This window comes from Lysobacter firmicutimachus, assembly GCF_037027445.1.
GTDB classification, from domain to species: Bacteria; Pseudomonadota; Gammaproteobacteria; order Xanthomonadales; family Xanthomonadaceae; genus Lysobacter; species Lysobacter firmicutimachus.
Map to the genome: position 1 here is coordinate 316,791 of NZ_JBANDL010000002.1, position 25,935 is coordinate 342,725.

Consider the following 25,935-nt stretch of genomic DNA (forward strand, 5'->3'; position numbering starts at 1 on the left):
CGGAACTTCGCTCCGACCGCTCTCCGACAGGGCGGTTTCGATCATGCCGCATCCCCGCTCCGGGCCGGACGCGCTGTCCGGACTGCCGCCCTTGCCGATGATCGAAACTACGACCGTTCCACTGAATCCTGTCGCCGGGCCGGCCCGCAGCGCGGCCGGAGCGTCGCGGCGCTTCCTGCTCCGGCATGCGGCCTGGCCGGCGGTGGCGTTGCTGGTAGCGAGCCTGGCGACGATGGCCGCCGGCGGCGATTTCTGGTGGGCGGACCGGCTGTACGCCTGGCAAGGCGCGCGCTGGGCCTGGCAGAACGCCTACCTCACCGAGCACCTGATCCACCGTTTCGGCCGCGACGCCAGCGCCGCGGCGTGGCTGGGCGTGCTGGCCTTGTGGCTGGGCGCGCGCCTGCGTCCGGGGCGGAACGAGTGGCGGCGCCCGCTGGGCTATCTGTTGCTGGCGGTGTTGATCTCGGTCGGACTGGTATCCGGACTCAAGCAACTGACCGGCATGGACTGCCCCTGGGATCTGCAGCGCTACGGCGGCGGACATCCCTTCGTCGGCTGGCTGGCGGCGCGTCCGGCGGGACTCGGCCGCGGGCGCTGCTTTCCCGCCGGCCATGCCAGCGCCGGCTATGCCTGGGTCGCGCTGTATTTCTTCTTCCTCGCCGTGCGGCCGCGCCGGCGTTGGCTGGGCTTGGCGATCGGACTCGGCTCCGGCCTGTTGTTCGGCTTCGGCCAGCAATTGCGTGGCGCCCACTTTCTGTCCCACGACGTGTGGAGTCTGGCGATCGCGTGGTTCGCATCGCTCGCCCTGTATCTGGCGACGATGGCGCGGCCGGCGCCGGCCGCGGCGATCGGTCCGCGTTCGCGGAGCGTCGGTCGATGAGCATCGTCGCCCGTTCCGTGCCGCGTTGGCCCGCCTGGATCGGCTACCGGCCGCAGGCCAGCGTCGAAACCGTGGCCCTGCTGGCCAGCCTGTTTTTCGCCGGCTGCGCCAACGCTGCGTTCTGGCGCGCCGCCGCCGCCGCGGGCGCGCTCGACGGTGCGCGCGGGCTGTGGGTCGGCGCCTGCATCGGCCTGGCGGTGGTGGCGATCAACTTCGCCTTGTTGGCCAGCGTGCTCAATCGCTGGACGCTCAAGCCGCTGTTGACCGTGCTGCTGCTGGTCACCGCCGCGGCGGCGCATTTCATGAGCCAGTACGGGGTCTATCTGGACACCGGCATGATCCGCAACGTGCTGCAGTCCGACGGCCGCGAGTCCGGCGAGCTGCTCAGCCTGGGACTGTTGCCGCCGCTGCTGGCGTTCGGCGTGCTGCCGGCGCTTTTGCTGTGGCGGGTGCGGGTGGTCGAGCGACCGTGGACGCAGGCGCTGTGGCGCCGCCTGGTCGCGGTGGCCGCGGCGCTGGTGCTGGCGATGCTGGCCTTGCTAGGCGCGTTCCAGGACATCTCGGCGCTGATGCGCAACCACAAGGAAATGCGCCACCTGGTGACCCCGGCCAACTACCTGGTGTCGCTGACCCGGGTCGCGTTCGACGACTCGGCTTCCAAGGTGCGCGGCCGCGCGCCGATCGGCACCGACGCCCGCATCGCCGCGCGTCCGGCCGGCGGCAAGCCGCGGCTGTTGGTGATCGTGGTCGGCGAGACCGTGCGCGCGCAGAACTGGGGGCTCAACGGCTACGCCCGCCAGACCACCCCGGAACTGGCGCGGATCGGCCCGGTCAACTTCACCGACGTCGTCGCCTGCGGCAGCAGCACCGAAGTCTCGGTGCCGTGCATGTTCTCGCCGTTCGGCCGGCGCAACTACGACAAGGGCCGGATCCAGGGCAGCGAATCGCTGCTCAACGTGCTCGAGTACGCCGGCATCCACACCCTGTGGCGCGACAATCAGACCGGCTGCAAGAACGTGTGCAAGGGACTGGCGTTCGAGTCTTTCGAGCACGACAGCGATCCGGCCTACTGCAATGCCGAGGGCTGCTCGGACCTGGTGATGCTGCGCGGCCTGCGCGAGCGCCTGGCCGCGCAGCCGGGCGATGCGGTGGTGGTGCTGCATCAGCTCGGCAACCACGGGCCCAGCTACTTCCGCCGCTATCCGGCGCAGCTGCGCCGCTTCGTCCCGACCTGCGACACCAACGAGCTCGGCCGCTGCAGCCGCGAGCAGATCGTCAACGCCTACGACAACGCGATCCTGGCCACCGACGCGTTCCTCGCCCGCAGCATCCGCGCCCTGGCCGAGGACGGCAGCCGCGACAGCGCGCTGATCTACGTGTCCGACCACGGCGAGTCGCTGGGCGAGAACGGCCTGTACCTGCACGGCGTGCCGTATGCGATCGCGCCGCAGACCCAGACCCGGGTGCCGATGACGATGTGGTTCTCGCCCGGTTTCGCCGCCTCGCGCGGGCTCGACCTGCGCTGCCTGCGCCGCGAAGCGCTGCGGCCGGCCAGCCACGACAACCTGTTCCACTCGGTGCTCGGGCTGATGCAGGTCCGGACTTCGGTCTACGCGCGCGAACTCGACCTGTTCGCGCCCTGCGCTCCGGCTTGAGCGGCGTTCATTCGCCGCCGCCCCACCAGCGCGGGTGCAGCACGCGCTTGTGGCTGTGGCGCAGCCAATGGCGCACGCGGCCTTCGTCGGCGCGTTGCGGATAAGGCCAGGCCGCGGCCGGCGAGGCCGGCCAGCCGTTGTGCCGGGTCATCGCGTCGAGGCTGGAGAAATAGCCGTGGTTGACCAGCACCTCGAACTCGACGTCGAGGAAGCGGTCCAGGTCGGTGCGGATGCGGCCGATGACTTCGGCGACCAGGGCCGGGCTGTAGCCGTCGGCGCCGCCGTCGCGGCCGCCGCTGAGGCCCCAGTACACGCCGATCAGCGAGCCGGTTGCGGCCTGGCCGAAGAACAGCCGCTTGCGCAGTGCCTCGGCCTGGTTGCCGATCACCTGGGTGTAGCGCATCAGCTGGCGCAGCCACCAGCGCCGGCTCTCGAACACGAACGGGCCGCCGGCGTCGGACACCAGCACTTCGCGGTAGCGGCGCAGGGTCGGTTCGGTGGCGAGGTTGTCGTACACGCCGCCGTCGCTGAGTTCGATCCGCTGCCGCAGCGCTTCGCCGTCGTCGCCGCGGTAGTCGCCGCGCTGGTAGTCGCCGGGCGCGGTGTCGAAACGCACCGGGCCGAACACCGGCGGAAAACACGACGAGGCCGCGACCGCGCAGGCCAGGCCGACCCGGCGCGCGCCGTCGCGCAGGTAGCCGGCCAGGTAGTCGCCGACCCGGCGCCGGGAGAATTCCCAATTGACGCCGAAGGTCAGGTCGGTGGCGCAGAACACGAACGCCGGCGTTTCGGGCAGCCGGTCCAGGCTGCGTTCGCCGAACACCTGGGCATAGCGGCGCTCGAGCAGGGCGATGCGGTGCGAGGGCCAGAGCCAGTTGTAGGCGACGGTGGCGAGCACCGGCAGGGTGCGGATGTCGCGCGCGACGACGTCGCGGAACGGTTCGACCACCACGGCGCGAAAATCGATCCGGTCGTTCCAGGCGGCGAAGGATTCGTCTTCGCGGCGGGTATCCAGATAACGGCAGGCCAGCCAGGCGGAGACGATGCTGCCGCCGGAGACCGAGCTGAACATGGTCGTCCCGGCGAGCAGCCCGGTCTCGTGCAGGCGCAGCAAGGCGCCGAGGTGGAACAGCGCGGCGCGATAGCCGCCGCCGGACAGGCACAGCGCGCGGCCCTCGCGCTGCTCGGCATGGGCCGGGTCGGCGGCGCGCTCGGCGCGCCTGGCCTCGCGCTGCACACGCAGGCGTTCGAGTTCGACGTCGCTGCTCTTCATCGCCTGTGACGGTCCCTGCGGCGCGAGCGATCGCGGAGCCGCCTATTGTGCGCGTTGCCGGTCGCGATGGTTAGGACGGGGCGTCGTGTTCGGCGCGCAATCGCGTCACAGCCGCGCTTTTGAAAAAGGGGGGATCGGGTCTCGCTCTGTCCTGTCGGGCGCAGGAGCGAATCCCCGCGCTGCCGGCCAGTCCCGGCTTCGAACCGCCGCCGGGCGCGGGTCCCTTTCCAAAGGAGGCGTGCCTGCGGCGCTGCTCCGGTGAGGCACGGATAATGCGACCGGGCCCTCACCCGCGAAGCGGAGCCTGGGCGCCGCCGTTGCCGAACGGCGGCGCCGCTGTTTCCCGTCGATCACGAGAACGCGATCGCGAACTCGGCCGGATGCAGTTGCGGCGGCAGCGGTGCGGGTTCGCTGCGCAGCTCCAGGCGCTCGCGCAGCAGCCGCACGATCTGCGCCGCGGCCCGCGGCTCCAGCATCGACTGGTGATCGCAGTCGATGTCGTGGACCTCGATGCGGCCGTCGATCACCGATTGCCAGGCGCCGGCGTGGTAGTGAAGCAGGCCGTCCAGATCGACGTGCTCTTTGCGCCCGGCATTGAAGAACAGCACATCGGCGGCGATCGGCGCCGGCCGGTAACGTCGCGCCAGGGCCAGGTTGTTGCGGGTGATCGCGCTGACGTTCTCGATCAGGCGCGCATCGGCCTTCATGATTTCCTGCACCAGCGGGATCGAGAACACCTCGTATTCGCGGCACAGCAGATCGGCCAGGGCGCGCATGTCCTGCGGCGGGTTGTCGCGCGCCTGCTGGTGGAAGCCGAGGAACTTCAGCACCGCCGCGACCTGCTGGGCCTCGCCGCCGGCCTCGGCCGCATCGGCGACGAAGGGGTAGGAGTCCATCATCGCCAGCAGCTCGACCCGCTCGCCGAGCTGCTGCAACAAGGCCGCGATCGCGTGGCCGACCAGCCCGCCCAGCGACCAGCCCAGCACGCGGTAGGGGCCGTGCGGCTGCACCCGGCGGATCTGGGCGACGTAGTCGGCGGCGATCTCTTCGATGCTGGCCGGCAGGCTGGCGCCGCCGCGCAGGCCGCGCGACTGCAGCGCGTACACCGGCACGTGCTCGTCGAGATGGCGCAGCAAGGCCGCATAGGCCCAGCTCAGCCCGGTGACCGGGTGGATGCAGAACAGCGGCCGCGCGCCGCCGGCGGGGCGCAGCGCCAGCATCGCGCCGAGCGGATCGTTCTCGCCACCGTTGCGTTCCAGATGCGCGGCCAGCCCGGCGATGGTCGAGCCTTCGAACAGGGCGCCGAGCGCGAGTTCGCTGCCGAAATGCTGCGGAAACGCCGCGACCATTTCGGCTGCGGTCAGCGAATCGCCGCCGAGTTCGAAGAAGTTGTCGTGGATGCCGATGCCTTCCTGGCCGAAGATCTGTTGCCACAGCGCGACCAGCTTGCGTTCGGTTTCGTTGCGCGGCGGCGCGTAGGCGCTGCGCCGGCTGCGTTCGGGCGGCGTCAACGCCTTGCGGTCGAGCTTGCCGCTGGCGGTCAACGGCAGACGCTCCAGTTCGACATAGGCCGACGGCACCATGTGCTCGGGCAGGCGCCGCGCCAGTCGGGCGCGCAAGGCCTCGCCGTCGACGCCGCCGCCGGCCGTCGGCACCACATAGGCGGCGAGCAGGGCGTGGCCGAGCGCGTCGGTGTGCAGGGCCACGGCGACGTCGGCGACGCCGGCCTCGGCGGCCAACTGGGCCTCGATCTCGCCGAGTTCGACCCGATGGCCGCGGATCTTGACCTGCTGATCGGCGCGGCCGAGGTATTCGATCGCGCCGTCGTCGCGCCAGCGCGCCAGGTCGCCGGTGCGGTACATGCGCTCTCCGGCGACGAAGGGATCGGCGAGGAAGCGTTCGGCGGTCAGCTCGGGCCGGCGCAGATAGCCGCGCGCGACGCAGGCGCCGGCCACGTACAGCTCGCCGACGCTGCCGGTCGGCACCGGGTTGAGCGCGGCATCGAGCAGATAGGCGCGGGTGTTGAGCAGCGGCCGGCCGATCGAGGGCGGCGCGCCGTCGGCGACGTCGTCCGCGCTCAGCTCGATCGCGCTGGCCCAGACGGTGGTCTCGGTCGGTCCGTACAGATTGGTGACCTTGGCCGAGCAGGCGACCAGGCGTTGCGCGAGGTCCGGCGGCAGGGCTTCGCCGGTGGACAAGGCATGCACGCCGTCCAGGCGCAGGCGCGGATTGGCCAACAGCATGCGCCACAGCGAGGGCGTGGCCTGCACGTAGTCCAGGGCCTGGTCTTCGATCAGCCGCGCCAGGGCGAGCGGGTCGCGCACGGTTTCGGCATCGGTCATCACCACGCGCGCGCCGACGCTCAGCGGCAGGAACAGTTCGAAGCAGGCGATGTCGAACGCGATCGTGGTCTGGGCCAGGAAGCGTTCGCCGGGGCCGGGCGCGAACAGTCGCTGAGTGGCGGCGAGGAAGTTGCTCAGGTTGCGCTGATCGACCTCCACGCCCTTGGGCCGGCCGGTCGAACCGGAGGTGTAGATCACGTAGGCGCAGGCATCCGGCGCGGCGCGCGGCAGAGCGGGAGCGTCGGCGGCCGCGGCCTCCTCGCCCTCGGCTTCGTCGATGCACAGCAGCGGTATCGCGCGGGCATCGAAGGCGCCGGCCAACGCCGGCACGGTCAGCAACAGGCGCGGCGCGGCATCCTCCAGGGTCTGCAGCATGCGTTCGCGCGGCGATTCGGGGTCCAGCGGCAGGTAGGCCGCGCCGGCTTTCCACACCGCATACGGCGCGGCGGGCAGGCGTTCGTCGCGCGGCAACGCCAGCGCGACCAGATCGCCGGGGCGCACGCCGCGCGCGATCAGGCGCCGGGCCAGGCGCGTGCTCAGCGCGTCGAGTTCGCGATAGCTCAACGCGACATCGCCGGACACCACGGCGACCGCATCCGGCGCCGCCGCCGCCTGCCGCTCGAACTGCTCCAGCGCGGTGGCCTGCGCCGGTTTCGCTGCGGTGTCGTTCCAGCGCCGCAGCAACCGGTCGCGCTCGTCGTCGCCGAGGATGTCGATCTCGCCCAGCCGCAGGCCGGGATCAGCCTGTACCGCATCGATCAGGCGCAACAGCCGACGCAGATGCTCGTTCAGTTCGTTCTCGGGATACAGGGTCGGATTGGCGTCCAGGTCCAGGCTCAGGCCCTGGCCGTCGAGGCGGTCGAACACGAACACAGTCAGGTCTTCGGCGCTACCGTTGTGCAGGTTGCGCGCGCTGGCGCGATGGCCGAGGAAGTTGTTGTAGTCGTAAGGTTCGATGTTGATGCCGAGCCAGGCCATGTGCTGGTCGGGGTTGAGCAGGCCGAGGTCGCGGCGCAGCTCTTCGTAGCGGTACTGCTGATGACGCAGCGCCTGCTTGACCACGCGCGAGACCTGCGCGAACAGTTCCGGCATGCTCATGTCGGCGTGCATCTTCAACCGGATCGCGACCACGTTGGCGGCCATGCCCGGCGTGCTGCGCATGGCGTGATTGACCCGGCCGGTGACCGGCATGCCGAACACCAGGTCTTCGGCGCCGGTGGCGCGATGATAGTAGGCGGCGATCAGCGCGATCAGCACCTGCGGCAGGCTGACGCCGCAATCGCGCGCGATCTCCGCCAGGCGCTCGCGCACATCGTTGCCGACCTGGCCGCTGGCGCGGCGCAGGCCGCCGTTGTTGCGCACCCGGCGACGCGCCAGGGTCACCGCCTCGGGCAGCTCGGCGAGCTGTTCCAGCCAGTACTCGCGATCGCGCCGATAGCGCTCGGAGTCGCGGTACGAAGTTTCGGCCTCGACCAACGACGCCAGCGTGCCGTAACCGCTCGGCGGCGGTTCGACGCCGTCGCGATAGGCCAGGTACAGCTCGTTGAGCCGCTTGGCCGCCATGCCGCCGCTGAAACCGTCGTAGACGGTGTGGTGCGCGCGCTGATACCAGCAATACAGATCGTCGGCGTACTTGAACAAGGCGCCGACCCACAAAGGATCGTGCGCCAGATCGACCGGCTTGGCGATGTCCGCATGCATCCAGCGTTCGGCCGCCGCACGAGGATCGGGTTCGCCGCTGAAGTCCAGATAGGGGAATTCCGCCACCGTGGTCTCGCGCACGATCTGGTACGGCAGGCCGTCGCGCTCGACGATGCGCACGCGGGTGCTCTCGGCCTCTTCGGTGAAGCGGCGCAGGGCGCGCAGGAACGGCGCCGGCTCGACCGGGCCGTGGATCTCCACCGCCTCGGCGATGTTCAAGGTCGCTTCGAGCGAGGCGATCTTCTGTCCGACCCACAAGCCGCGCTGGGCGGTGGTCAAGGGCAGGGCGTTGGCGTTGGATTCGTTCATGGTACGCGTCCTTTGAGGCGGCCGCCCGGCCGCACGCCCCCGGCGGCCGACGGGCCCGGGGCCCGACGACGCGAGGATTTCGGCGCGCGCGATCCTGCGGCCAGCTCGTCGTGCGAGTGGCCCCCTCTCCATGTCCGTTACGAATCAAATACCGTCATGGCCGCGGCGCATGGCGCCGGGGCAGAGCCCGTTGCGTCGCGGCGGTGGCGCTTGCGCGCGCACGCCGGGCTCGAGTAGTTATGCGTTCCGCCCAATGCAGGCGTTCGTACGTTCGATCCGTCGAGTGCCTGCGGAATCAATATCCCTGAGCGTGGATTTCATGTCCATCAAGACGGGTGAGAGACGGATCACAAGTCGAGTATTTACGGTGGCGGCGGTGAGAGCCGGATCACAAGACCGCTATGTGAAGTTTTTTCTACAACCGCCAGCTCGCAACTGCGCGTCGCGCGGCGATTTTCGCGGCTATTTTTCTCGACGGAAAATCCGCTGGCCGGCGCATCGGCGGCGATGGGGGTGGATTCACCATTGCGTCGCGACGGCTTCGATCGGGTTTCCTCGTCCGGGCAAAGATTTTTCCGCGGCGGAAAATCCGCGAACGCGGCGCAGTTCGCCGAACGCATCCGCCGCAGGCCTCGAAACCGGCGCGGCGGAGATCGCGATCCGCGGTCGTCGATACCGGTCGCGCCCGCGCTCCCGGGCATTTCCGCACGGCCTCGGAGAATATTTTATGATGAGAACGATTCTCATCCGAGGGGCGGTCATGTCCGCGCTATCCCATGCCTCCGCCGTGCCGGCGGACGATCCCGTGCTCGACCACGCCGAGCGCTTGCTGCTGACCCGCGGTGCGCAGCGCCTGGGCCTGGCCGAGGTCGCGCGGGCCGCCGGCGTCGAGCCGGCCGCACTGCGCGATCGTTACCCCAGCCGCGAAGATTTGCTGTCGGCGCTGCGCCAGCGCTTCGTCGCCGAGTTCCTCGGCGAGCTGGCCCGGGCCATGGACCGCTGCCGCCCCGGCGACTGGGCCGCGCGACTGCGCGCCTGGGTGCAGGGCGCGGTCGACGGCTATCTGGACCGGCTCGCCCTGCACGATGCGCTGTTTCACGGCCCGGGCCATCACCACCGGCATGCGATGCAGGACAATCCGGCGATCGACCAGCTGGTCGAATTGCTCGAAGGCGGCATCGCGGCGCGGGTCTGGGCCGCGCCGGACCCGCGCTTGACCGCGGTGATCTTCTTCAACGCCATGCACAGTGCGGTCGACCGCGCGATCTTCTGCGGCGAGCCGCCGGACCGGCGCCGTCTGGCGCAGATCCTGTGCGGCTACTTCGAGCGCTCGGTGCAATGGTGGGCGCGGTTCTGAACGCTCAGGCGGCCAGCGCCGCCATGCGCGCCAGGATCGCCTCGCGATGGCGCTCGTCGAGCGCGCCGGCGAAGGCGGTGCCGGACAGGGCCTGGGCTTCGCCGAGCGCATCCAGCGCCTCGTCGACCCGGCCGCTGCGGAACAGCGCCTGGCCCAGCCACAGCGCGGTGGCCGGGGCTTGCTGCTGGCGCGCCCAGGCCCGGGCGATGGCCGCGGCGGCGATGCAGGCGGCATCGTCGCCCAGCCGGAAGCAGGCTTCGGCCAGGCCGCTGCGCAGCCAGTAGCGGATCGGGTCGCCCGGCAGGCCGCGATCGGCCAGGTCGATGGCTTCGCGCCAGTGGCGCGCGGCCTCGCCGGATTCGCCATTGACCTGATGGGCGATGGCCTGATTGGCCAGATCCAGGGCGCGGGCCTCCACGTCGTCGAGCGCCGTCGGGTCGGCGTGCGATGGGAGGGCGGGGTCGATATCCGCACCGGTGGCGTCCGGCGCGTACGCGTTCATGTCCGTATGCATGCGAGCTCCTGCGGCCGGGTCGTGGGGACGGCCTGCGAAACAGCTAACGTGTTGTCCCGGCGAAACGGGTCAGGCCCGGCTCATTGCAGGTGGAAGGCGTGGCTGAGCGGTTCGCCGGCGGCATCGCGTGCCGGGGCCGAGGCCGCGCGCAGCTCGCCGGGCTGATGCGTCGGCAGGCGGATCACGAACCGCGCCCCGCCCAGGTTGGAGGCCTCGACCCGGATGTCTCCGGCGTGGCGGTCGATCACCTGGCGCACGATGCTCAGGCCCAGGCCGAAACCCCCGGTGGCGCGGTCGCGGCTGCGGTCGAGCCGATAGAACGGTTCGAACACGCGGTCGCGGTCCTCGACCGGAATGCCGACGCCGTCGTCCTCGACGATCAGCTGCCAGCCCGCGCCATCGGGTTCCAGCACCACCCGGATCAGGCCGTCGGCATAGCGCAACGCGTTGCGCATCAGATTGGAGAAGGCGCGGGCGAAGCTGCGCGGCTCGACCACCACTTCGGCCAGCGCCGGCGACAGCACCCAGTCGATCGCCGTGCCGCGGGTACGCAGTTCTTCCGCGGCCAGCCCGGCGGAGGCGCGCAGGAAAGCGCCGGCCTCGACCTGTTCCAGCATCGCGCGCGCACCGTTGCGCTCCAGCATCCCCAGGGTCAGCAGTTCGCCGACCAACAGGTCCAGTTCCTCCACGTCGCAGCGCAGCGCGTGCACGCGCGCGCGGGCGACCCGATCGTCGAGCGAATCGGACAGGTTGGCCAGGCCGAACTCGAGCCGGGTGATCGGCGTGCGCAGTTCGTGCGAAGCGGCGTTGACCAGGTCGCGTTGCGACTGGATCAGGCGGCCGATCTGGTCGGCCATGTTGTTGAAGTACACGCACAGCTGACGGATCGAGGAACCGCCGCGCAACGGCGCGCGCGCCTCCAGGTCGCCGTCGCCGAAGCGTTCGGCGGCTTCGCGCAGGCGCTCCAGGTCTCCCCACAGCGGCTGCAACCACAGCAACAAGGCCAGCAGCATCAGCCCCAGCACGGTGACGTAGGCCAGGTAACGCGCCGTGTAGTCGTCCTCGACGTAGCCGATCTGCACCACCTGGCCGCCGTCCAGGCGCAGGTAGACCCGATGCTGGTCGCTGCCGAGATGGTCGCCGGCGCTGCCGTCCGCCGCGAGCTGGCCGCGCACCGGCACCGACAGCGCCTCCACTTCGGCGGCGCCGAGCAGCCGGTAGCGATCGGGCAGGTCGCGGTCGAGTTCGGCCAGGCGCCGGCGCAGCTCGGCGCCGTCGGCGCCGCGCAGACGCTCGCGCAGCAAGCGCAGCTCGCCGGCGAAGTCCTGTCGCGCCGATTGCGCGTACGGCTCCGGGAACAGGTGCGGGAAGGCCTGCTGCACCAGCAACAGCGAGCACAACAGCAGGCCGGCGACCGTCAGGTACAGCCGCACCAGCATCGGCAGCATTCAGTCCTCCCAGGCGATCGGGCTGAACAGATAGCCGCGGCCCCACACCGTCTTGATCTTGCGCGGCTCCTGCGCGTCGTCGCCGAAGTGCCTGCGCAGGCGCGAGATGCTGACGTCGACGGTGCGGTCGACGCCGTCGAAGCCGATGCCGCGCCAACGCCGCAGCAACTCGTCGCGGTTGAGCACGCGGCCGGCGGCCTGGGCCAGGATCACGAACAGGTTGTAGTCGGCGGTCTTGAGATCGATCTCCTCGCCGCGCCAACGCACCTGGCGCGCGGTCAGGTCGATCTGCAGGCCGCCGTACTGCAGCAGGCTGGACGGCGTCGCGGCCGCGGCCGGAGCGCTCTGGCTGCGCCGCAGCACCGCGCGCAAGCGCGCCAGCAGCAAGCGCGGCTCGACCGGCTTGAGCACGTAGTCGTCGGCGCCGACCTCCAGCCCGGTGACCTGATCGAACAGGTCCGCGCGCGCGGTCAGCATCACGATCGGCACGGCCGAACGCTTGCGGATCTGGCGACACACGTCGAGGCCGTCCATGCCGGGCAACATCAGATCGAGCACGATCACGTCGGGCGGATCGTCGTCGATGGCGTTGAGGGCCTGGTCGCCGCGCAGCACCACCGAAGTTTTGAAGTCGTAACGAAGCAGATACTCGGAGATCAACCCGGCCAGTCGGGCGTCGTCCTCGATCAGCAGGACCTTGTTCATGGCCACCTCATGCGAGCCGGCATGGTAGCGCCGGCGGATACAGCACGTTTGGGCGATACAAACAAACACAACTGGCGTTGTGCCGCGCGTCAGGCAACGCTGCGGTGTTGTATCGTCTCGAATAGAATCGTGAACCCGGAACGCGCGACATGCACATGAGATGCGTCATGTTGATGGCGTTACTGATGTCAGTTGCAACGGCGTGGAAGCCGGCGGCCGCCTGCGAATGCGTCCGGCCTATCGACGAAAGTCGTATGCGGACGGCGCCGCAGGTATTCGTGATGCGCTTGCGTTCGGTCGAGGCGCTGCAGCCTGCGAAAGGCGGCTATTCCTTGCGCGGCCGCATCGAGATCGTGGAGCGCCTGCGCGGGGACGCACAAGTCGTAACGATCCGCTACTCGGGCAATCCCCAGTGTTGCGGATTGCGCCTGGACCCAGGCCATTACTATCTGGTGGCGGCCGATACGGCTCGGCCCGAGTTGCAGGTCGGCCATACCGACCTGCTCTATCTGGGATGGGACTACCCCGGCGATGCCAAGGCCTTGGCGCGGTTGCGCGCCACGGTCGCCGGACGGGCGGGGCTCGATCCACGCTGGTCGCAAGGCGGCGAACGCATGCATCAGGTATCGCCGCCGCCTTGTCCGCGGCGGCGTTAGCGAGCTACGGCCACGTCCTGAGCCGGTCAGGACGCGGCCGATGCCACGCTCAAACCGATTCCCACAAGCGCGACGCCTCTTCCGCGACCAACTGCGGAAACTCCTCCGGATAGAACAGTTTGGCGCCCTCGACCCGGCGCACGCCGCGCGAGTTCGGGAACACCCGGTCCAGGTAATCCGGACTGGCCGGCGAGAAGATGTCGTCGCCGGTGCCCCAGACCACCCGCACCGGAACCCGACTCCGGCGCAGCCCGGCTTCGATGCCGGCCAGCGGGTTCGGGTCCAGCGCCAGCGCGTAGGCGTCGGTGAGCCGCTTGCGCCGCGCCGATTCGACCAGCGGAGTGAAGTAAGTGTCGATGGCTTCGTCGCTGGGCTGATAGCGGTAGGTGTAGCACTGTCCGCCGATGCCCTTGGCCGAGCGGGCGAAATTCTTGTCGGCCAACTGCGGCGGGAAGGTGTCTTCGGCGAAACGGCCGCGGCGCGCGGCCTCGATCACCGGCATCAGCGCCGGCGGCGGGCTGTCGGGTTCGACATCGCAGTTGGTTAGCAACAGGCTGCGCACGCGCTGCGGATACTTCAGCAGGAACAGCTGCGCGACCGCGCCGCCGCTGTCGTTGGCGACCAGGTCGACGCTGTCCACGCCGAGCGTGTCGAGCACGAAGGCGAGCATCTCGACCTGCGCCGCCGGCGCCACGCTCTGGCCGTCGGCGACCCGGGTGTAGCCCAGGCCGAGGAAGTCGGCGGCGATGCAGCGGCGCTCGCCTTCCAGCGCGGCCATGACCCCGCGCCACTGGAAGCTGTTGAGCGGGAAACCGTGCAGGAACAGCGCGGCCGGGCCGCGGCCGCGTTCGACTACCGCGATCTCGCCGAAGGCGCTGGGCAGGTAGCGGCGCGCGGCGTGGAAGCCGGCGGCGTCCCAGGCCTTCGCCGTGCTCAGCGACGCCGGTGCGCGTACCGGCGCGCCGCCGGCGCAAGCGGCGAGCAGACCGGTGCCGGCGGCGCCGAGTCCGAATCCAAGAAAGGTTCTGCGGTTCATTGCGTCTCCGATGCCCGTGGGGGGCGTTGCGTTGACGCAAAGCATCGGCGGCGCCGGTCATGGCGACAATGACGCGGCAGGTGATGGTCGCATGACCTCGCAGGTCATGGTTTCGCCGCCATGCCTGCGCCTATGATGCCGGCCATGCACGCCCTGTCCGCCGACTCCCGTCCTTCGCCGCCCCGGTCCGCCTTGCCGCCCGGCGCGCCCGAGATCGGGGTGCTGTTGCGCGAATGGCGCGCCGCGCGGCGTTGGAGCCAGCTCGATCTGGCCCTGGACGCGGGCGTGTCGGCGCGGCATCTGAGTTGCGTGGAGACCGGCAAGGCCCAGCCCAGCCGTGAGTTGGTGATCAAGCTCGCCGACGCGTTGGAGTTGCCGCTGCGCGAGCGCAACGCCCTGCTGGTTGCGGCCGGTTTCGCGCCCAAGTACCCCGAGTCCACGCTGGCCACGCCCGAGCTGGCGCAGATCCGCCGCGCGATCGAATTCATCCTGGCCCAGCAGGAGCCCTATCCGGCCTTCGTATTGAATCGGCATTGGGACGTGCTGATGGCCAATGCGGCCGCGGCGCGGGTCAACGGCTTCGTGCTCGGCGGCCGGCCGATGAAGCACGCCAACATGATCCGCCAGTTCTTCGATCCGCAGGATCTGCGCCCGGCCGTGGCGAACTGGGACGAGGTGGCCGGCACCCTGATCCGGCATCTGCACAACGCCGTGGCCGCCGCGCCCGGCGATGCGGCCGCACGCGCCCTGCTGGCCGAGGCGCTGGCGTATCCCGACGTGCCCGCGCACTGGCGGCGGCGCCAGTTCGACGCGGCGCCGTCGCCGCTGTTGACCACCATCCTGCATCGCGACGGACACGAACTTCGCTTCTTCTCCACCATCACCACCTTCGGCACGCCGCGCGACGTGACCCTGGACGAACTGCACGTGGAGTGCTGCTTCCCCGTCGACGAGGCCACGGCAGCGCTGTGCCGACGCCTGGCCGCCGAAGCCATCGGCTGAGCGCGATCGCGTCCGGCCCGCTCAGGCGTCCTCGAGGTCGACCGTGTCCAGGCCCCGCTCGCCGCAGTAGCGCCGGTACGCCTCGCGCCGGCCGTCGGCGTCGGTGCGGCCGCGCAGGCTGCCGCCGGGGCCGAGGAACTCGATCGCGCCCATCGTCATCACCAGCGCGGTCAGGATCTCGTCGCCGACGACCTTCCACCAGTCGACGTGCCCGGCCGGCTCGTAGACATAGTCGCCCGGGCCGACGATCTCGCCGCCGCACAGCTGGCGCCAGCCGCTGAGCTGGTAGGTGTGGGCTTCGCCGCTGTGGCGATGCAGCGGCATCACCGAGCCGGGCGGCATGCGCAGCAACTCGACGAAGCCGCGACCGTCGGCGAGGAAGCGCAGCGGCTGGACCGACAGGCCCGGCAAGCCCGACGGAATCCACGGCAGCGCTGCGCCGGCGGCGATGCGCGCGGGCCGACAGTGCGACAGGGGGCCGGGGTCGTGGGGCATCGGCGCGATCGGCGCGGATCAGCGCGCCGGCTCGGCGGCGCCGTTGCCGAACAGGACCTGGCGCGCCTGCGACGACAAGGCCTGCGAGTACGGCACTTCGACGCCCTCGTAGGCGCGCCGGGTGGCCGGTCGCGCGGCGATCTCGTCGAACCACCGCTGCAGGCTCGGCGTGTTGGCCAGATCCTGGCCGAGGCCGGCATAAGGCACGATCCACGGATAGCAGGCGATGTCGGCGATCGAATAGTCGTCGCCGACCAGGAAGCGGCGGTCCTGCAGCCGGCGATCGAGCACGCCGTGCAGGCGCTGCACTTCGCGGGTGTAGCGATCGATCGCGTACGGCAAGGGCTCGTCGGCATGGACGCGGAAGTGTCCGGCCTGGCCGGACATCGGCCCCAACCCGGCCATCTGCCAGAACAGCCATTGGCTGAGCTCCAGGCGCTGGCGCGGGTCGGACGGATACAGCCGGCCGGTCTTCTCGGCGAGGTACAGCAGGATCGCGCCGGATTCGAATACCGGAATCGGCGCGCCGCCGTCGCTCGGGGCGTGGTCGAGGATCGCCGGGATCTTGTTGTTCGGCGACACCGCCAGGAACTCGGGCTTGAACTGATCGCCGGCCGACAGCCGCACCGGCACGATGCGGTGCGCCAGGCCGGTCTCCTCGAAGAACAGGCGCAGCTTCAGGCCGTTCGGGGTGGCGGTGTAGTACAGGTCGATCATCGCGAACTCCATGACGGATGGGCCGGTTTCGTAGCGCCAGCTTAGGCGTACCCTGGCGCCCTGCAGGGGCCAGATTGGAGAGATTCCATGGAGCCAGTTTTCCCGTTTCCCGTGGTTGTGCCGGACCGCGGCCGCGGCACGCTGACGCACGAGCTGCATCGCCAACTGCGTTCGGCGATCCTCGACGGCCGCTACGCCGCCGGTGCGGCGCTGCCGGCCACGCGCCAGGTCGCGCAGGCGCTGGGGGTGGCGCGCAATACGGTGACGACGGTGTACGACCTGTTGATCGCCGAGGGCTACGTGTTGCCGCGCAGGGGCGCCACGGCGGTGGTCGCCGACGTCGTCGCGCGCCGCGAGCGCCGGGTCGCGCCGCGTCCGGTCGGGGCCGGCGACGCACGCCTGAACCCGCTTTGGCAGACCCCGTTCCTGCGTCCGGGACCGCCGCGCGATCTGCCCGAGCGCTGCTTCCGCCTCGGCATTCCGGACCATCGCCATTTTCCGCACGAGATCTGGCGCCGGTTGTCGGCGCAGAGCTTGCGCCAGTGGTCGCGCACGCCTTTCGCCTATCCGCCTTCGGAAGGCATCCCGGCGCTGCGCGAAGCCATCGCCCAGCACGTCGCGTTCGCGCGCGCGGTCGCTTGCGGCGCCGACGACGTGATCGTGACCTCGGGCGCGCAGCAGGCTTTCGACCTGCTCGCGCGCCTGCTGGTGACGCCGGGGCGGACCCGCGTCGCGGTCGAGGAGCCGGGCTATCCGCCGGTGCGCGCCGCCTTCGCCGCCGCCGGCGCGCAGCTGGTGCCGATGCCGGTCGACGCCGAAGGCCTGTGCGTGGACGCGCTGCCGGACGACGTCGGCGTGATCAGCGTGACCCCTTCGCACCAGTCGCCGACCGGCGTCGCCCTGTCGATGCGCCGGCGCCGCGCCCTGCTCGATTTCGCCCGCAGCCGCAACGCGCTGGTGATCGAGGACGACTACGACGGCGAGTTCCGTTTCGGCCAGCGCCCGCTCGATGCGCTGCAGACCCTGGACCGCGACGCCCAGGTGTTCTACGTCGGCACCTTTTCCAAGAGCCTGTTCCCGTCGCTGCGCAAGGGCTTCATCGTCGCTCCGGGCTGGGCCCGCGACGCGCTGATCACGGTCAAGCATTGCGCCGATTCGCACAGCGACACCATCACCCAATCGGTGCTGGCGGCCTTCATCCGCGACGGCCATCTGGCCCGGCACGTGCGGCGCATGCGGCCGATCTACGCCGAACGCCGCGAAGCCCTGCTCGCCGGCCTGCACGGCGAGCTGGCGCCCTGGCTGGAGCCGATTGCGTCCGAGGCCGGCCTGCATCTGGCGGCGCGGATCCGCGAGCCGACGCTGGCGCCGGCGATCTTCGCCCGGGTCCAGCGCCATCTGCCCGGCGCGCAATCGATCGCCGAGTACGCGCTGAGCCCGCCGGCGCGGCCGGCGATCACTTTCGGTTACGGCATCATCGACGCCGACGAGATCGCCGCCGCGCTGGGCCGGTTCCGCGCTTCGCTGGACTCGCTGTAGCGCGCTACAGCGCGCGCAGCAGCCAGGCGCCGGCGCCGAACGCGGCCAGGGCCGTCGCCGACACCGCGCCGAGCACGATCTTCTCCTGCCGGCGCGAACGCGCCAGCGCGTCGCCGTAGGGCATCGTGGTGTGGGCGATCATCGTGTACAGCGGCAGCCACGTGCGCGGCAGCAACCGGTTCAAGGTCACGTCGATGCGCTTGCGGGCCAGGAACCAGAACGACTGCACCTTCTGCTTGAGCTCGACGAAGTTGGCCTTGGACAGCTCGGCCAGGGTGTCGGTGTGCGGCCGGCGCGCGGCCTCGTAGGCGATGAAGGCGGCGCGCCGGTCGCGCGGATGCGCGTGCAACGCCGCCATCAGCGCCGAGCAGTCCTCGAACGCCGAATTCATGCCCTGGCCGTAGAACGGGTACACCGCATGGCAGGCGTCGCCGACCAGCACGATCCAATCGTCCGCGCTCCAAGGCGCCGTCCGGGTGGTGATCAGCGAACCGGTCGGGTGACTGGCCCAGTCCTCGACCAGGTTCGGCAGCAGCGGGATCAGGTCGGGGAAGTACTTGTCGAACAGCGCCCGGATCTGCTCCGGCGTGCGCGTGCTGTCGAAGCTGTCCGGGCCCTGATGGGGCAGGAACAGGGTCAAGGTATGCGAGCCGTCGCGATTGGGATGGGAGACGAAGAAGCCGTGCACGCGCGGCCACACGTGCAGCGCTTCCAGTTCGATCCGCGAGCCGCCGTCCGGCTTGGGCGACAGGCTCAGCTCCTTGTAGCCCCATTCCAGGTATTCCTGGTGATAGTCGGCGCGTTCGCCGCGCTGCATCTGCGGCCGCGTGCGCGAGAACGCGCCGTCGGCGCCGACCACCCAGGCCGGACGCGCGATCACCCGCGCGCCGCCGTGCTCGAACTCCAATTCGCGCGTCGCCTTGTCGATCCGGTTCAGGCGATGCTCGAAATGCAGGCGCACCTGCGGATGGCGCTGGGCATGATCGAGCAGCAGCCGGTTGAGCTCGTTGCGGTCGATCGAATGCAGCACTTCGCCGCCGTCCTTGCCGTAGGGCTGAAAGCGCGTGCTGCCGTCGGGCGCGTGGATGACGCGCCCGCTCATGGTCACCGTCAGCGGCATGACCTCGTCGATCAGGCCGACCTCGGTCAGCGCCTGGATGCCGCGCTTGGACAGGCCGAGATTGATCGAGCGCCCGCCCTCGGCGCGGCCGTCGCGCGGATCGGGCCGGCGCTCGTAGACGTCGACGCCGACGCCGCGCTGCGCCAGCGCCAGCGCCAGCAGCGAACCGGCCAGGCCGCCGCCGACGATGGCCACGCGGTCGCGCGCGGCCGGTTGGGAGTGAGTCATCGGATCGTCCATGCCCGCCCCGCGCTCAGGCGCCAGCCGCCGCAGCGCGCGGCGCTTCGGCGCGCGCGGCCTTGAGTTCGATCTCGGCCTCGACCAGCGCGGCGACCGCCTGGTCGAAGTAGTTGCGCCGCACCGTGCCGCCCAGCCGGCGCAAGTAAGAGCGCAGGTATTGGGCGCGGATCTGCGCGGTGTCGAGGTCGCGGCGCAGGAACGGCAGGTCGGTTTCGACCATGTGCCGGATCGCCAGCATCGGCACCGGGCTGCGCAGCGGACGGAAGGCCGGATTGCGCAGCCCCGGGCTTTCGTTGGCGGCGTGGAACTCGCCCAACATCAGCCCCAGGTCGACGAAGCTCGGCTTGAGTTCGCGCTGCACGTCGTCGATGAAGCCGGCCGCATCCTGGCCCAGATGCGGGAACACCACCAGCACGGTCTTGTTGATCGCGGCCTGGCCGTTGCGCGGTTCGATCTCGCCGAACAGATCGCGGTACTCGCCGATCAGGTCGACGATGCGCTCGACGCTGACGTCGCGGTCGGTCACCTCGGCCAGCCAGATCGTGTCCAGCGCCAGCGCCGCCGGCGTGAACGGGCATACCGGCCCGGCCCGGCCGACATCGGCGTGCGGCCGGGCGAGGAAGTTGCGGATCCAGGCCACGGTGACCGCGAGCGGCGCGTCCGCGGCCTGTTCGCGCTCCACCACCGAAGCCTGCACGAGCCCGCCGCGTACCGTCGCCAGCGGGCGTTCGACGCAGGCGCGTCCCTGCATCATCAATCGGTCCGATTCGATCATCGGCACCGCGTCGTTATCTGGAATCATTGCCGTTCGTCCCTGCGGATACTGATACTGAACTCAGTTCGCGTCGTCGCGCAGGCTGCGCGGACGCATGTCGTTCCATCGCTCGCCGATCAGGGCGAGGCATTGCCGCTTGCTGCCGGCGGCGCCGGCATCGCGCCAGCCCGACGGCAACGCATCGCCTTCGCGCAGCAGCGAGTACTGCCATTCGTGGTTCACCACCACGCGGTACGCCACCGTGTCGTTCGTTTCGTCCTGCATAAACCGCTCCTTGTCGTTTCCATCCCGGCCCGCTGCGCGCACGGTCGCGCCTCAGGCCGCGCACTCCATCGTGTTATCCGCCTTGCGCGTCTGCGCCGCTGCGACCGGCGCGTCCGGCAGGTCGTCCTCGACCTGACGGATCGCGCGTACCGACCAGGCCAGCGCCGCGGTCAGCATCATCGCCACGCCCAACACCACGAACATCAAGCCCAGGCCGCGGCCGGGACCGGTTCCGATGACAACGCCGACCGAACCGGCCAACAGGCCATCGGCGCTCAGCCACGGTTCGAATACCTGCTCCGCGAGCGGTCCGGCCAGGCAGTAAGCCAACGGCATGGCGGCCTCGGAAAGGACACGCTGGATCGCGAAGCAGCGTCCCTGCAGGTCGGCCGGCACCTTGCTCTGCCACAGCGCGGCGTTGCTGGCGCCGATCACCGGCACGGTCAGGAAGAACGCGAAACCGGCGGCCACCAGCAGCGCGAACGAGGGCCACAGGCCGTGCACGGCCAGGAACAATCCGGCCAGCAAGGAGAAGCCGAGCACGCCGACGATGCGACGTTGCGGCCCGCCCCAGGTGCTGACCGCGAGGCCGCCGATCAGCAGGCCCGCCCCGCCGATCGCCATCTGCACGCCGAGCAGGCCGGGATCGGCCACCGACAGGATCAGCGGCGTGATCGCGATGCTGGCCAGGCCGAACATGAAGTTGCTGATGCCCAGCACGATCAGCAGGCCGAGCAGGCCGCGGCGTTCGCGCACGTAGCGGAACCCGGTCGCCGCTTCGCGCCACAGGCTTTGCTCTTGCGCGTCCGGGCTGCGTTGCGGCTGCGGCACCCGCGCCAGCCACAGCGCGACCACGCCGGCGCAGAAGGTCAGCGCATCGACCAGCAGCACCCCCGGCATCGAGATCGAGCTGACCAGAACGCCGGCGAGCAGGGGCCCGCCGACCTGGGCCACCGCGAAGCCGGTCTGGACCATGCCGTTGACCCGGGTCAGCTGTTCCTGATTGGCCAGCAACGGAATGCTGGCCTGATAGGCCGGTTGCAGGAAGGCGTTGGTCAGCGCGGTGACCGCCACGCCGAGGTAGATGTGCGCCATCGCCAGCCGGCCGCTGGCGAGCAATGCGGCCATCGCCAGCATCGTCGCCGCGGCGATGGCTTCGCACCCGATCATGGTGCGACGCCGGTTCCAGCGGTCGACCAGGGCGCCGGCGAACGGCGCGATCAGCAAGGCCGGCACCGCCATGGCGACGAAGATCAGGGCGAAGCGGGTGGTCGAGCCGGTGGTCTGCAGCACCCACACGCCCAGGGCGAAGCTGGTCAGGCGCGAGCCGACCCCGGAGATCAGCTGGCCGGACCAGATCAGCAGGAAATCGCGCAGGCCGGACCAGCGGCTCATGCGGTCGCCTCCGCGGCCTGGACCAGGAAGCCGCGTTGCTGCAGGAAGCCCAGGTAACGGTCGAACAGCGCTGCGTCGGCCGGCGGACACACCAGCCCCAGCGGCGCGACCGCGGCGGCGGTGGCGCTGCAATCGAAGGTCGGCTCGCGCGGGTCGGGCTGCGCCGGAAACAATCCGGCGAACGCGGCCAGGGCGTTGTCGCGCGACACCGCGGCCTCGGCCAGCAGGCGCTCGCGCCAGCGCGGGTAGTCGATCTCGTCCAGCGCGTGGCCGGCCGCGCGCAGCCGCGCCACCGCCAGCGGAATCGGCAGGCGCGCGCGGTTGTAGAAGTGGAAGTTGCCGTTGGCGTCGCCGGCGCCCAGGGCGATGCGCACGATCGAGCGGCCGACGTAGTCGACCGGCGCCATGTCGAAGGCCTCGTCGGGAAGATGCGGCGCGGCGCCGAGCTGCACGCAGCCCTTGAGCCAGGCGTTGAAGTAGTCGCCGAGATTGCTGACCCCGCTGCGGCTGTCGCCGGTGATCCGCGCCGGGCGGTAGATCGCCACCGGCAGTCCGCGTTCGCGCGCACGCAACGCCAGCTGTTCGCCGACCCATTTGCTCTGGTTGTAGCCGCCGTATTGCTCGTCGGCCGGCGGCGGCGGATCGGACTCGCGCACGGTGCGCTCGAGGTTGGAGCCGATCAGGCACACGCCCAGCGTCGATACCAAATGCACCGGCTTGACGCGGTGGCGGGTGGCCAGGCGCAGCACTTCGCGGGTGCCTTCGACATTGGCCGCGCGCAGGTGTTCGTAGGGAGCGAGGAAGTTGACCTGGCCGCCGTTGTGGAAGATCGCCTCGGCGCGCCGGGCGATCGCATCGAATCCGGCTTCGTCCAGGCCCAGTCGCGGCGCGGCCAGATCGCCCAGCACCGGCACCAGCCGCGCGCCGTCGGCCTCGCGCCACAGGCCGTAGCTGTCGAGATTGGCGCGGATCCGGCGCAGGCCGTCCTCTGCGTTCGCCGCGCGCACCAGGCACAGCAGCTCGGCGTCGGTGGCGTCGAGCAGTTCGCGCGCCAGATAAGCGCCGAGGAAACCGGTGGCGCCGGTGATCAGCACCGAGGCCGGCGCGCCGCGCGGCGCCGCCGGCAGCGGCGTCAGACGCGGATCGATGTCGTCGTCCAGCGACACTTCGGCCGCCAGATCGAAGGCGTCCTCGCCGCCGCCTGCGCGCAGTTCGTCGATCTTGCGCGCCTGGCCGGCGATGGTCGGCGCGGCGAACACCGCCGCCAGCGGCAGTTCGACCCCGAGCGCGGCGTGCAACTTGAACACCAGCGGCAAGGTCAGCAGCGAATCGCCGCCGCAGGCGAAGAAGTCGTCGTCGGTGCTGAGCTCGTCGCGGCCCAACACGTCGCGCCATACCGCCAGCACCGCGCGTTCGGTATCGCTGGCCGGCGCGCGCAGGCTGCGTTCGAGCGCGGCCTGCGCGCTCGGCGCCGGCAGCGCCTTGCGGTCGATCTTGCCGTTGACGGTCAGCGGCATCGCCGGCAGGCGCAGATACTGGGCCGGCAGCAGCGCCTCGGGCAGGCGCTGGGCCAGATGTTCGCGCAGGCGGCCCGGGTCCAGGCCGTCGCCGCCGACCACATAGGCGATCAGACGACGGTCGCCGGGGCGGTCTTCGCGCAGCAACACCACCGCGCTTTCGACCGATTCGTGCGCTTCCAGCGCGGATTCGATCTCGCCCAGCTCGATCCGGAACCCGCGCAGCTTGATCTGGTGATCGCGGCGGCCGAGGAACTGCAGATGGCCGTCGCGATCCCAGCGCGCCAGATCGCCGGTGCGATACAGGCGCGCATCGGCGGAGGAGGCATAAGGATCGGGCGGGAAGGCCTGCGCGCTGAGTTCGGGCTGGCCGAGATACTCGCGCGCCACGCCGAGGCCGCCGATGCACAGCTCGCCGACCGCGCCGCGCGGCGCCAGCGCGCCGTGGCGGTCGAGCACGTAGCAGCGCACGCCGGGCAAGGGCCGGCCGATCGGCAGTTCCAGTGCGCTCAGCTCGCTGGCGTCGCGGGTCGCCAGCACCGTCGCGCAGACCGAGGCCTCGGTCGGGCCGTAATGATTGCACAGCACCGCGCGGCCTTCGGTGGTCGCGGCGAAGCGGCGCACCTGTTCGACCGGCACGCTTTCGCCGCCGATCATCATCAACCGCAGCTGCGGCAGCAGCGGGCGTTCGCGCTCCGCCGCGGCCCAGCCTTCGCTCCAGCGCCGCCACAGCGCCGCCGGCGCGTCGATCGCGCTGACCCCGTGTTCGTCGCAGAAGCGCTCCAGTTCGAACGGCCCCAGCTCGGTCGGGGTCGGATGCAGGACCAGGGCCGAGCCGCTGGCCAGGGCCGGAAACAGATCGCCGACCGAGGCGTCGAACACCAGCGGCGGAATCATCAACAAACGCTGACCGGCGAAATCGTGGCGGGCGATGAAACCGCGGGTCAGGTTCACCGCGCCGCGGTGCTCGATCACCACGCCCTTGGGCTGGCCGGTCGAACCGGAGGTATAAACCACGTAAGCCGCATGATCGGCCCGGCGCGTCGCCGCCGGCGGTTGCGCGTTCGGCTCGGCTTCGTCGCTGTGCAGCACCGGCAGCGTCGGCGCCAGCGCCTGGGCGCGGGCGCGCTGCGTCGGCGGCACGATCAGCGCCTGCGCGCCCGCGTCGGCGAGCAGGAAGCGCAGTCGCTCGTCGGGATGGCCGGGGTCCAGCGGCACGTAGGCCGCGCCGGCCGCCAGCGCGGCGAGCACGCCGACGATGGCGTCGGCCGAGCGGTCGGCCAGCACCGCGACCCGCGCTTCCGGGCCGATGCCCAACGCTTGCAGGCGCAGCCCGAGGCCGTTGGCGCGCGCGATCAGTTCGGCATAGCGCAGTTCGCGGCCGGGTTCGACCAAGGCCGCGGCGGCGGGCGTGCGTGCCGCCTGGGCGGCGATGAGCGTATAGAGGTGGGCATCTTCGGCGTCTTCGACCGCGCCGCCGTCGCCCAGCCGCAGCAGTTCCTCGCGCTGTTCGTCGTCGAGCAGGCTCAGTCGGGCCAACGGCCGTTCCGGTTCGGCCAGGGCGTTGCGCAGCAGGACTTCGTACTGGCGCAGCAGGCGTTGCGCGGTCTCGGCATCGAACAAGTCGGTGTCGTAGTCGAGCACGCCGCGCAACCCGTCGCCGGCGTCGCCCAGCGACAGGGTCAGTTCGAAGCGCGCGCTTTGCACCTGCGACTCGATCCAGTACGCGTCCAGGCCGGCCAGGCGCAACGGCGCGCCGTTGCCGTTCTGCAGCACGAACATGGTCTGGAACAACGGCGTCCGCCCCGGCACGCGCTCGATGCGCAGCTCGTCGACCACCCGTTCCAGCGGCGCCTGCGCGTGCTCCAGCGCATCCAGCACCTGGCCGCGCGTACGCGCCAGCAACGTCAGCAACGAGGGCTCGCCGCGCAGGTCGCCGCGCAGCGCCAGGGTGTTGACGAACAAGCCGATCAGCGGCCCGGTTTCGCTGCGCTCGCGATTGGCGACCGGCGAGCCGACCACGACTTCGTCCTGCCCGCTGTGGCGGCCGAGCAGGGCCTGGAACACCGCCAACAGCAGCATGAACGGCGTCGCACCGTGGCGACGCGCGAAGGCTTCGACCGCCGCGCCGAGTTCGGGCGGCAGGTGCAGCGGCAGACGCGCGCCACGGCCCAGCGGCGTGGCCGAACGCGGCCGGTCGCTGGGCAGATCGAGCAGGCCGCCGACGCCGTCCAGGGCGCCGCGCCAATAATCGAGTTGAGCGTCGATGCGCTGCATCTGCGCCGGCTCGCGCTGCCACAGCACGTGATCGCCGAATTGCAGGGGCAACTCGGCCAAACCGGCGTCGCCGCCGTCGAGTTCGGCGGCGTACGCCGCGGCCAACTCGGCGTGCAGCACGCCGAACGACCAGGCGTCGGACACGATGTGGTGCATCACCACCATCAGCACATGGTCGTCGTCGGCCAGGCGCAGCAGCCCGGCGCGCAGCAGCGGCGGCCGAGCGAGATCGAACGGCCGCTCGCTTTCGGCGCCGACACGGCGCTGGATCTCGGCCTCGCGCTGCGCTTCCGGCAGCGCAGTCAGGTCGTGGCGATCGAGCGCGAAATCGACGTGCGCGACCACGGTCTGGCGCGGCTCGCCGGCCACTTCGTCGAAACCGGTGCGCAAGGCGTCGTGGCGGCGCACGACGGTCGCGAACGCGCGCTGCAATGCCATGGCGTCGAGCGCGCCGCGCAGGCGGTAGTGTCCATAGACGTGATAGGCGCCGGTGCCGGGCTGGAAGCGCTCGAAGAACCACATCCGTTGCTGAGCGGCCGACAACGGCAGCGCTTGGCCGGCGACGCTGCGGCGCGGGATGGCTTCGTCGCGCGGCGCCGCGGCGCCGTTGCGCGCGGCGAGCTGGCGCTGCAGCAGCTCGCGCTGCTGCGGGCTCAGCCGCGACAGGCGTTCGGCCAGAGCGTCGGCGGGAGGAGTGACTGCGGTCATGCGGGTATTC

The 25,935-nt window shown here is 70.7% G+C and carries 20 protein-coding genes; 6 read left to right on the forward strand and 14 right to left on the reverse strand.

The window, feature by feature from the left end; all coding sequences use genetic code 11:
- Nucleotides 1-97 precede the first annotated feature (97 nt).
- Nucleotides 98-880, forward strand: a complete 783-nt coding sequence (locus tag V2J18_RS01510; RefSeq protein WP_064746577.1) for a phosphatase PAP2 family protein — start codon at nt 98-100, stop codon at nt 878-880.
- A complete protein-coding gene (locus V2J18_RS01515; RefSeq protein ID WP_336130695.1) occupies nt 877-2,535 on the forward strand; it encodes a phosphoethanolamine transferase in 1,659 nt (552 codons plus the stop codon). Before V2J18_RS01510 ends, V2J18_RS01515 begins: the two co-directional genes overlap by 4 nt.
- A 7-nt stretch (nt 2,536-2,542) precedes the next feature.
- On the opposite strand, the gene V2J18_RS01520 is transcribed toward V2J18_RS01515, so the two are convergent.
- From V2J18_RS01520 to V2J18_RS01530, 3 genes are all read right to left on the reverse strand, one after another.
- A complete protein-coding gene (locus V2J18_RS01520; protein WP_064746533.1) occupies nt 2,543-3,808 on the reverse strand; it encodes a patatin-like phospholipase family protein in 1,266 nt (421 codons plus the stop codon).
- A gap of 350 nt (nt 3,809-4,158) precedes the next feature.
- Nucleotides 4,159-8,160 carry a non-ribosomal peptide synthetase gene (locus V2J18_RS01525; RefSeq protein WP_064746532.1) on the reverse strand — a complete coding sequence of 1,334 codons (4,002 nt, stop codon included), beginning with the start codon at nt 8,158-8,160 and terminating at the stop codon, nt 4,159-4,161.
- A gap of 362 nt (nt 8,161-8,522) precedes the next feature.
- Nucleotides 8,523-8,780 (reverse strand): hypothetical protein, encoded by a 258-nt coding sequence (locus tag V2J18_RS01530; RefSeq protein ID WP_186442507.1) that lies wholly within the window; start codon nt 8,778-8,780, stop codon nt 8,523-8,525.
- Nucleotides 8,781-8,920: 140 nt separating this feature from the next.
- On the opposite strand from V2J18_RS01530, the gene V2J18_RS01535 reads away from it, so the two are divergent.
- Nucleotides 8,921-9,517 (forward strand): TetR/AcrR family transcriptional regulator, encoded by a 597-nt coding sequence (locus tag V2J18_RS01535; RefSeq protein ID WP_336130696.1) that lies wholly within the window; start codon nt 8,921-8,923, stop codon nt 9,515-9,517.
- Nucleotides 9,518-9,521: 4 nt separating this feature from the next.
- On the opposite strand, the gene V2J18_RS01540 is transcribed toward V2J18_RS01535, so the two are convergent.
- The 3 genes from V2J18_RS01540 to V2J18_RS01550 all read right to left on the reverse strand — a co-directional run bounded on the left by V2J18_RS01540 (nt 9,522) and on the right by V2J18_RS01550 (nt 12,184).
- Entirely contained in the window at nt 9,522-10,031 is a 510-nt protein-coding gene (locus V2J18_RS01540; protein ID WP_141233339.1) for a hypothetical protein, read from the reverse strand.
- 80 nt (nt 10,032-10,111) lie between these two features.
- The gene (locus V2J18_RS01545; RefSeq protein WP_064746529.1) at nt 10,112-11,479 is read right to left on the reverse strand and encodes an ATP-binding protein; all 1,368 of its coding nucleotides are present in this window, start codon (nt 11,477-11,479) and stop codon (nt 10,112-10,114) included.
- A complete protein-coding gene (locus V2J18_RS01550) occupies nt 11,480-12,184 on the reverse strand; it encodes a response regulator (RefSeq protein ID WP_064746528.1) in 705 nt (234 codons plus the stop codon). It lies immediately after the preceding gene.
- Between the two features lie 167 nt (nt 12,185-12,351).
- Here V2J18_RS01550 and V2J18_RS01555 point away from each other — a divergent pair, with 167 nt between their 5' ends.
- Nucleotides 12,352-12,840 carry a hypothetical protein gene (locus V2J18_RS01555; RefSeq protein ID WP_141233338.1) on the forward strand — a complete coding sequence of 163 codons (489 nt, stop codon included), beginning with the start codon at nt 12,352-12,354 and terminating at the stop codon, nt 12,838-12,840.
- Between the two features lie 49 nt (nt 12,841-12,889).
- Here V2J18_RS01555 and V2J18_RS01560 read toward each other — a convergent pair whose 3' ends face one another.
- Nucleotides 12,890-13,876 (reverse strand): alpha/beta fold hydrolase, encoded by a 987-nt coding sequence (locus V2J18_RS01560; RefSeq protein WP_064746526.1) that lies wholly within the window; start codon nt 13,874-13,876, stop codon nt 12,890-12,892.
- A 144-nt stretch (nt 13,877-14,020) separates the two neighbouring features.
- Between V2J18_RS01560 and V2J18_RS01565 the strand changes: the two genes are divergently transcribed.
- Nucleotides 14,021-14,878 carry a helix-turn-helix domain-containing protein gene (locus tag V2J18_RS01565; RefSeq protein ID WP_336130697.1) on the forward strand — a complete coding sequence of 286 codons (858 nt, stop codon included), beginning with the start codon at nt 14,021-14,023 and terminating at the stop codon, nt 14,876-14,878.
- A 21-nt stretch (nt 14,879-14,899) separates the two neighbouring features.
- Here V2J18_RS01565 and V2J18_RS01570 read toward each other — a convergent pair whose 3' ends face one another.
- Nucleotides 14,900-15,373 (reverse strand): cupin domain-containing protein, encoded by a 474-nt coding sequence (locus V2J18_RS01570; protein WP_336130698.1) that lies wholly within the window; start codon nt 15,371-15,373, stop codon nt 14,900-14,902.
- A gap of 18 nt (nt 15,374-15,391) precedes the next feature.
- Nucleotides 15,392-16,090 carry a glutathione binding-like protein gene (locus V2J18_RS01575; RefSeq protein ID WP_336130700.1) on the reverse strand — a complete coding sequence of 233 codons (699 nt, stop codon included), beginning with the start codon at nt 16,088-16,090 and terminating at the stop codon, nt 15,392-15,394.
- 87 nt (nt 16,091-16,177) lie between these two features.
- Between V2J18_RS01575 and pdxR the strand changes: the two genes are divergently transcribed.
- Entirely contained in the window at nt 16,178-17,629 is a 1,452-nt protein-coding gene (gene pdxR / locus V2J18_RS01580; RefSeq protein WP_336130701.1) for a MocR-like pyridoxine biosynthesis transcription factor PdxR, read from the forward strand.
- A gap of 4 nt (nt 17,630-17,633) precedes the next feature.
- On the opposite strand, the gene V2J18_RS01585 is transcribed toward pdxR, so the two are convergent.
- From V2J18_RS01585 to V2J18_RS01605, 5 genes are read right to left on the reverse strand one after another with little or no spacing between them, the layout of a single operon-like run.
- Entirely contained in the window at nt 17,634-18,977 is a 1,344-nt protein-coding gene (locus V2J18_RS01585) for an FAD-dependent oxidoreductase (RefSeq protein WP_064746574.1), read from the reverse strand.
- Between the two features lie 25 nt (nt 18,978-19,002).
- Nucleotides 19,003-19,791 (reverse strand): DUF6875 domain-containing protein, encoded by a 789-nt coding sequence (locus V2J18_RS01590; RefSeq protein ID WP_336130702.1) that lies wholly within the window; start codon nt 19,789-19,791, stop codon nt 19,003-19,005.
- A 33-nt stretch (nt 19,792-19,824) separates the two neighbouring features.
- Nucleotides 19,825-20,028: an MbtH family protein gene (locus V2J18_RS01595; RefSeq protein WP_064746522.1), complete on the reverse strand. Its 204-nt coding sequence runs from the start codon at nt 20,026-20,028 to the stop codon at nt 19,825-19,827.
- A gap of 51 nt (nt 20,029-20,079) precedes the next feature.
- Nucleotides 20,080-21,423 (reverse strand): MFS transporter, encoded by a 1,344-nt coding sequence (locus V2J18_RS01600; protein WP_336130704.1) that lies wholly within the window; start codon nt 21,421-21,423, stop codon nt 20,080-20,082.
- A complete protein-coding gene (locus tag V2J18_RS01605) occupies nt 21,420-25,925 on the reverse strand; it encodes a non-ribosomal peptide synthetase (RefSeq protein ID WP_336130705.1) in 4,506 nt (1,501 codons plus the stop codon). Before V2J18_RS01605 ends, V2J18_RS01600 begins: the two co-directional genes overlap by 4 nt.
- Nucleotides 25,926-25,935: the final 10 nt, after the last annotated feature.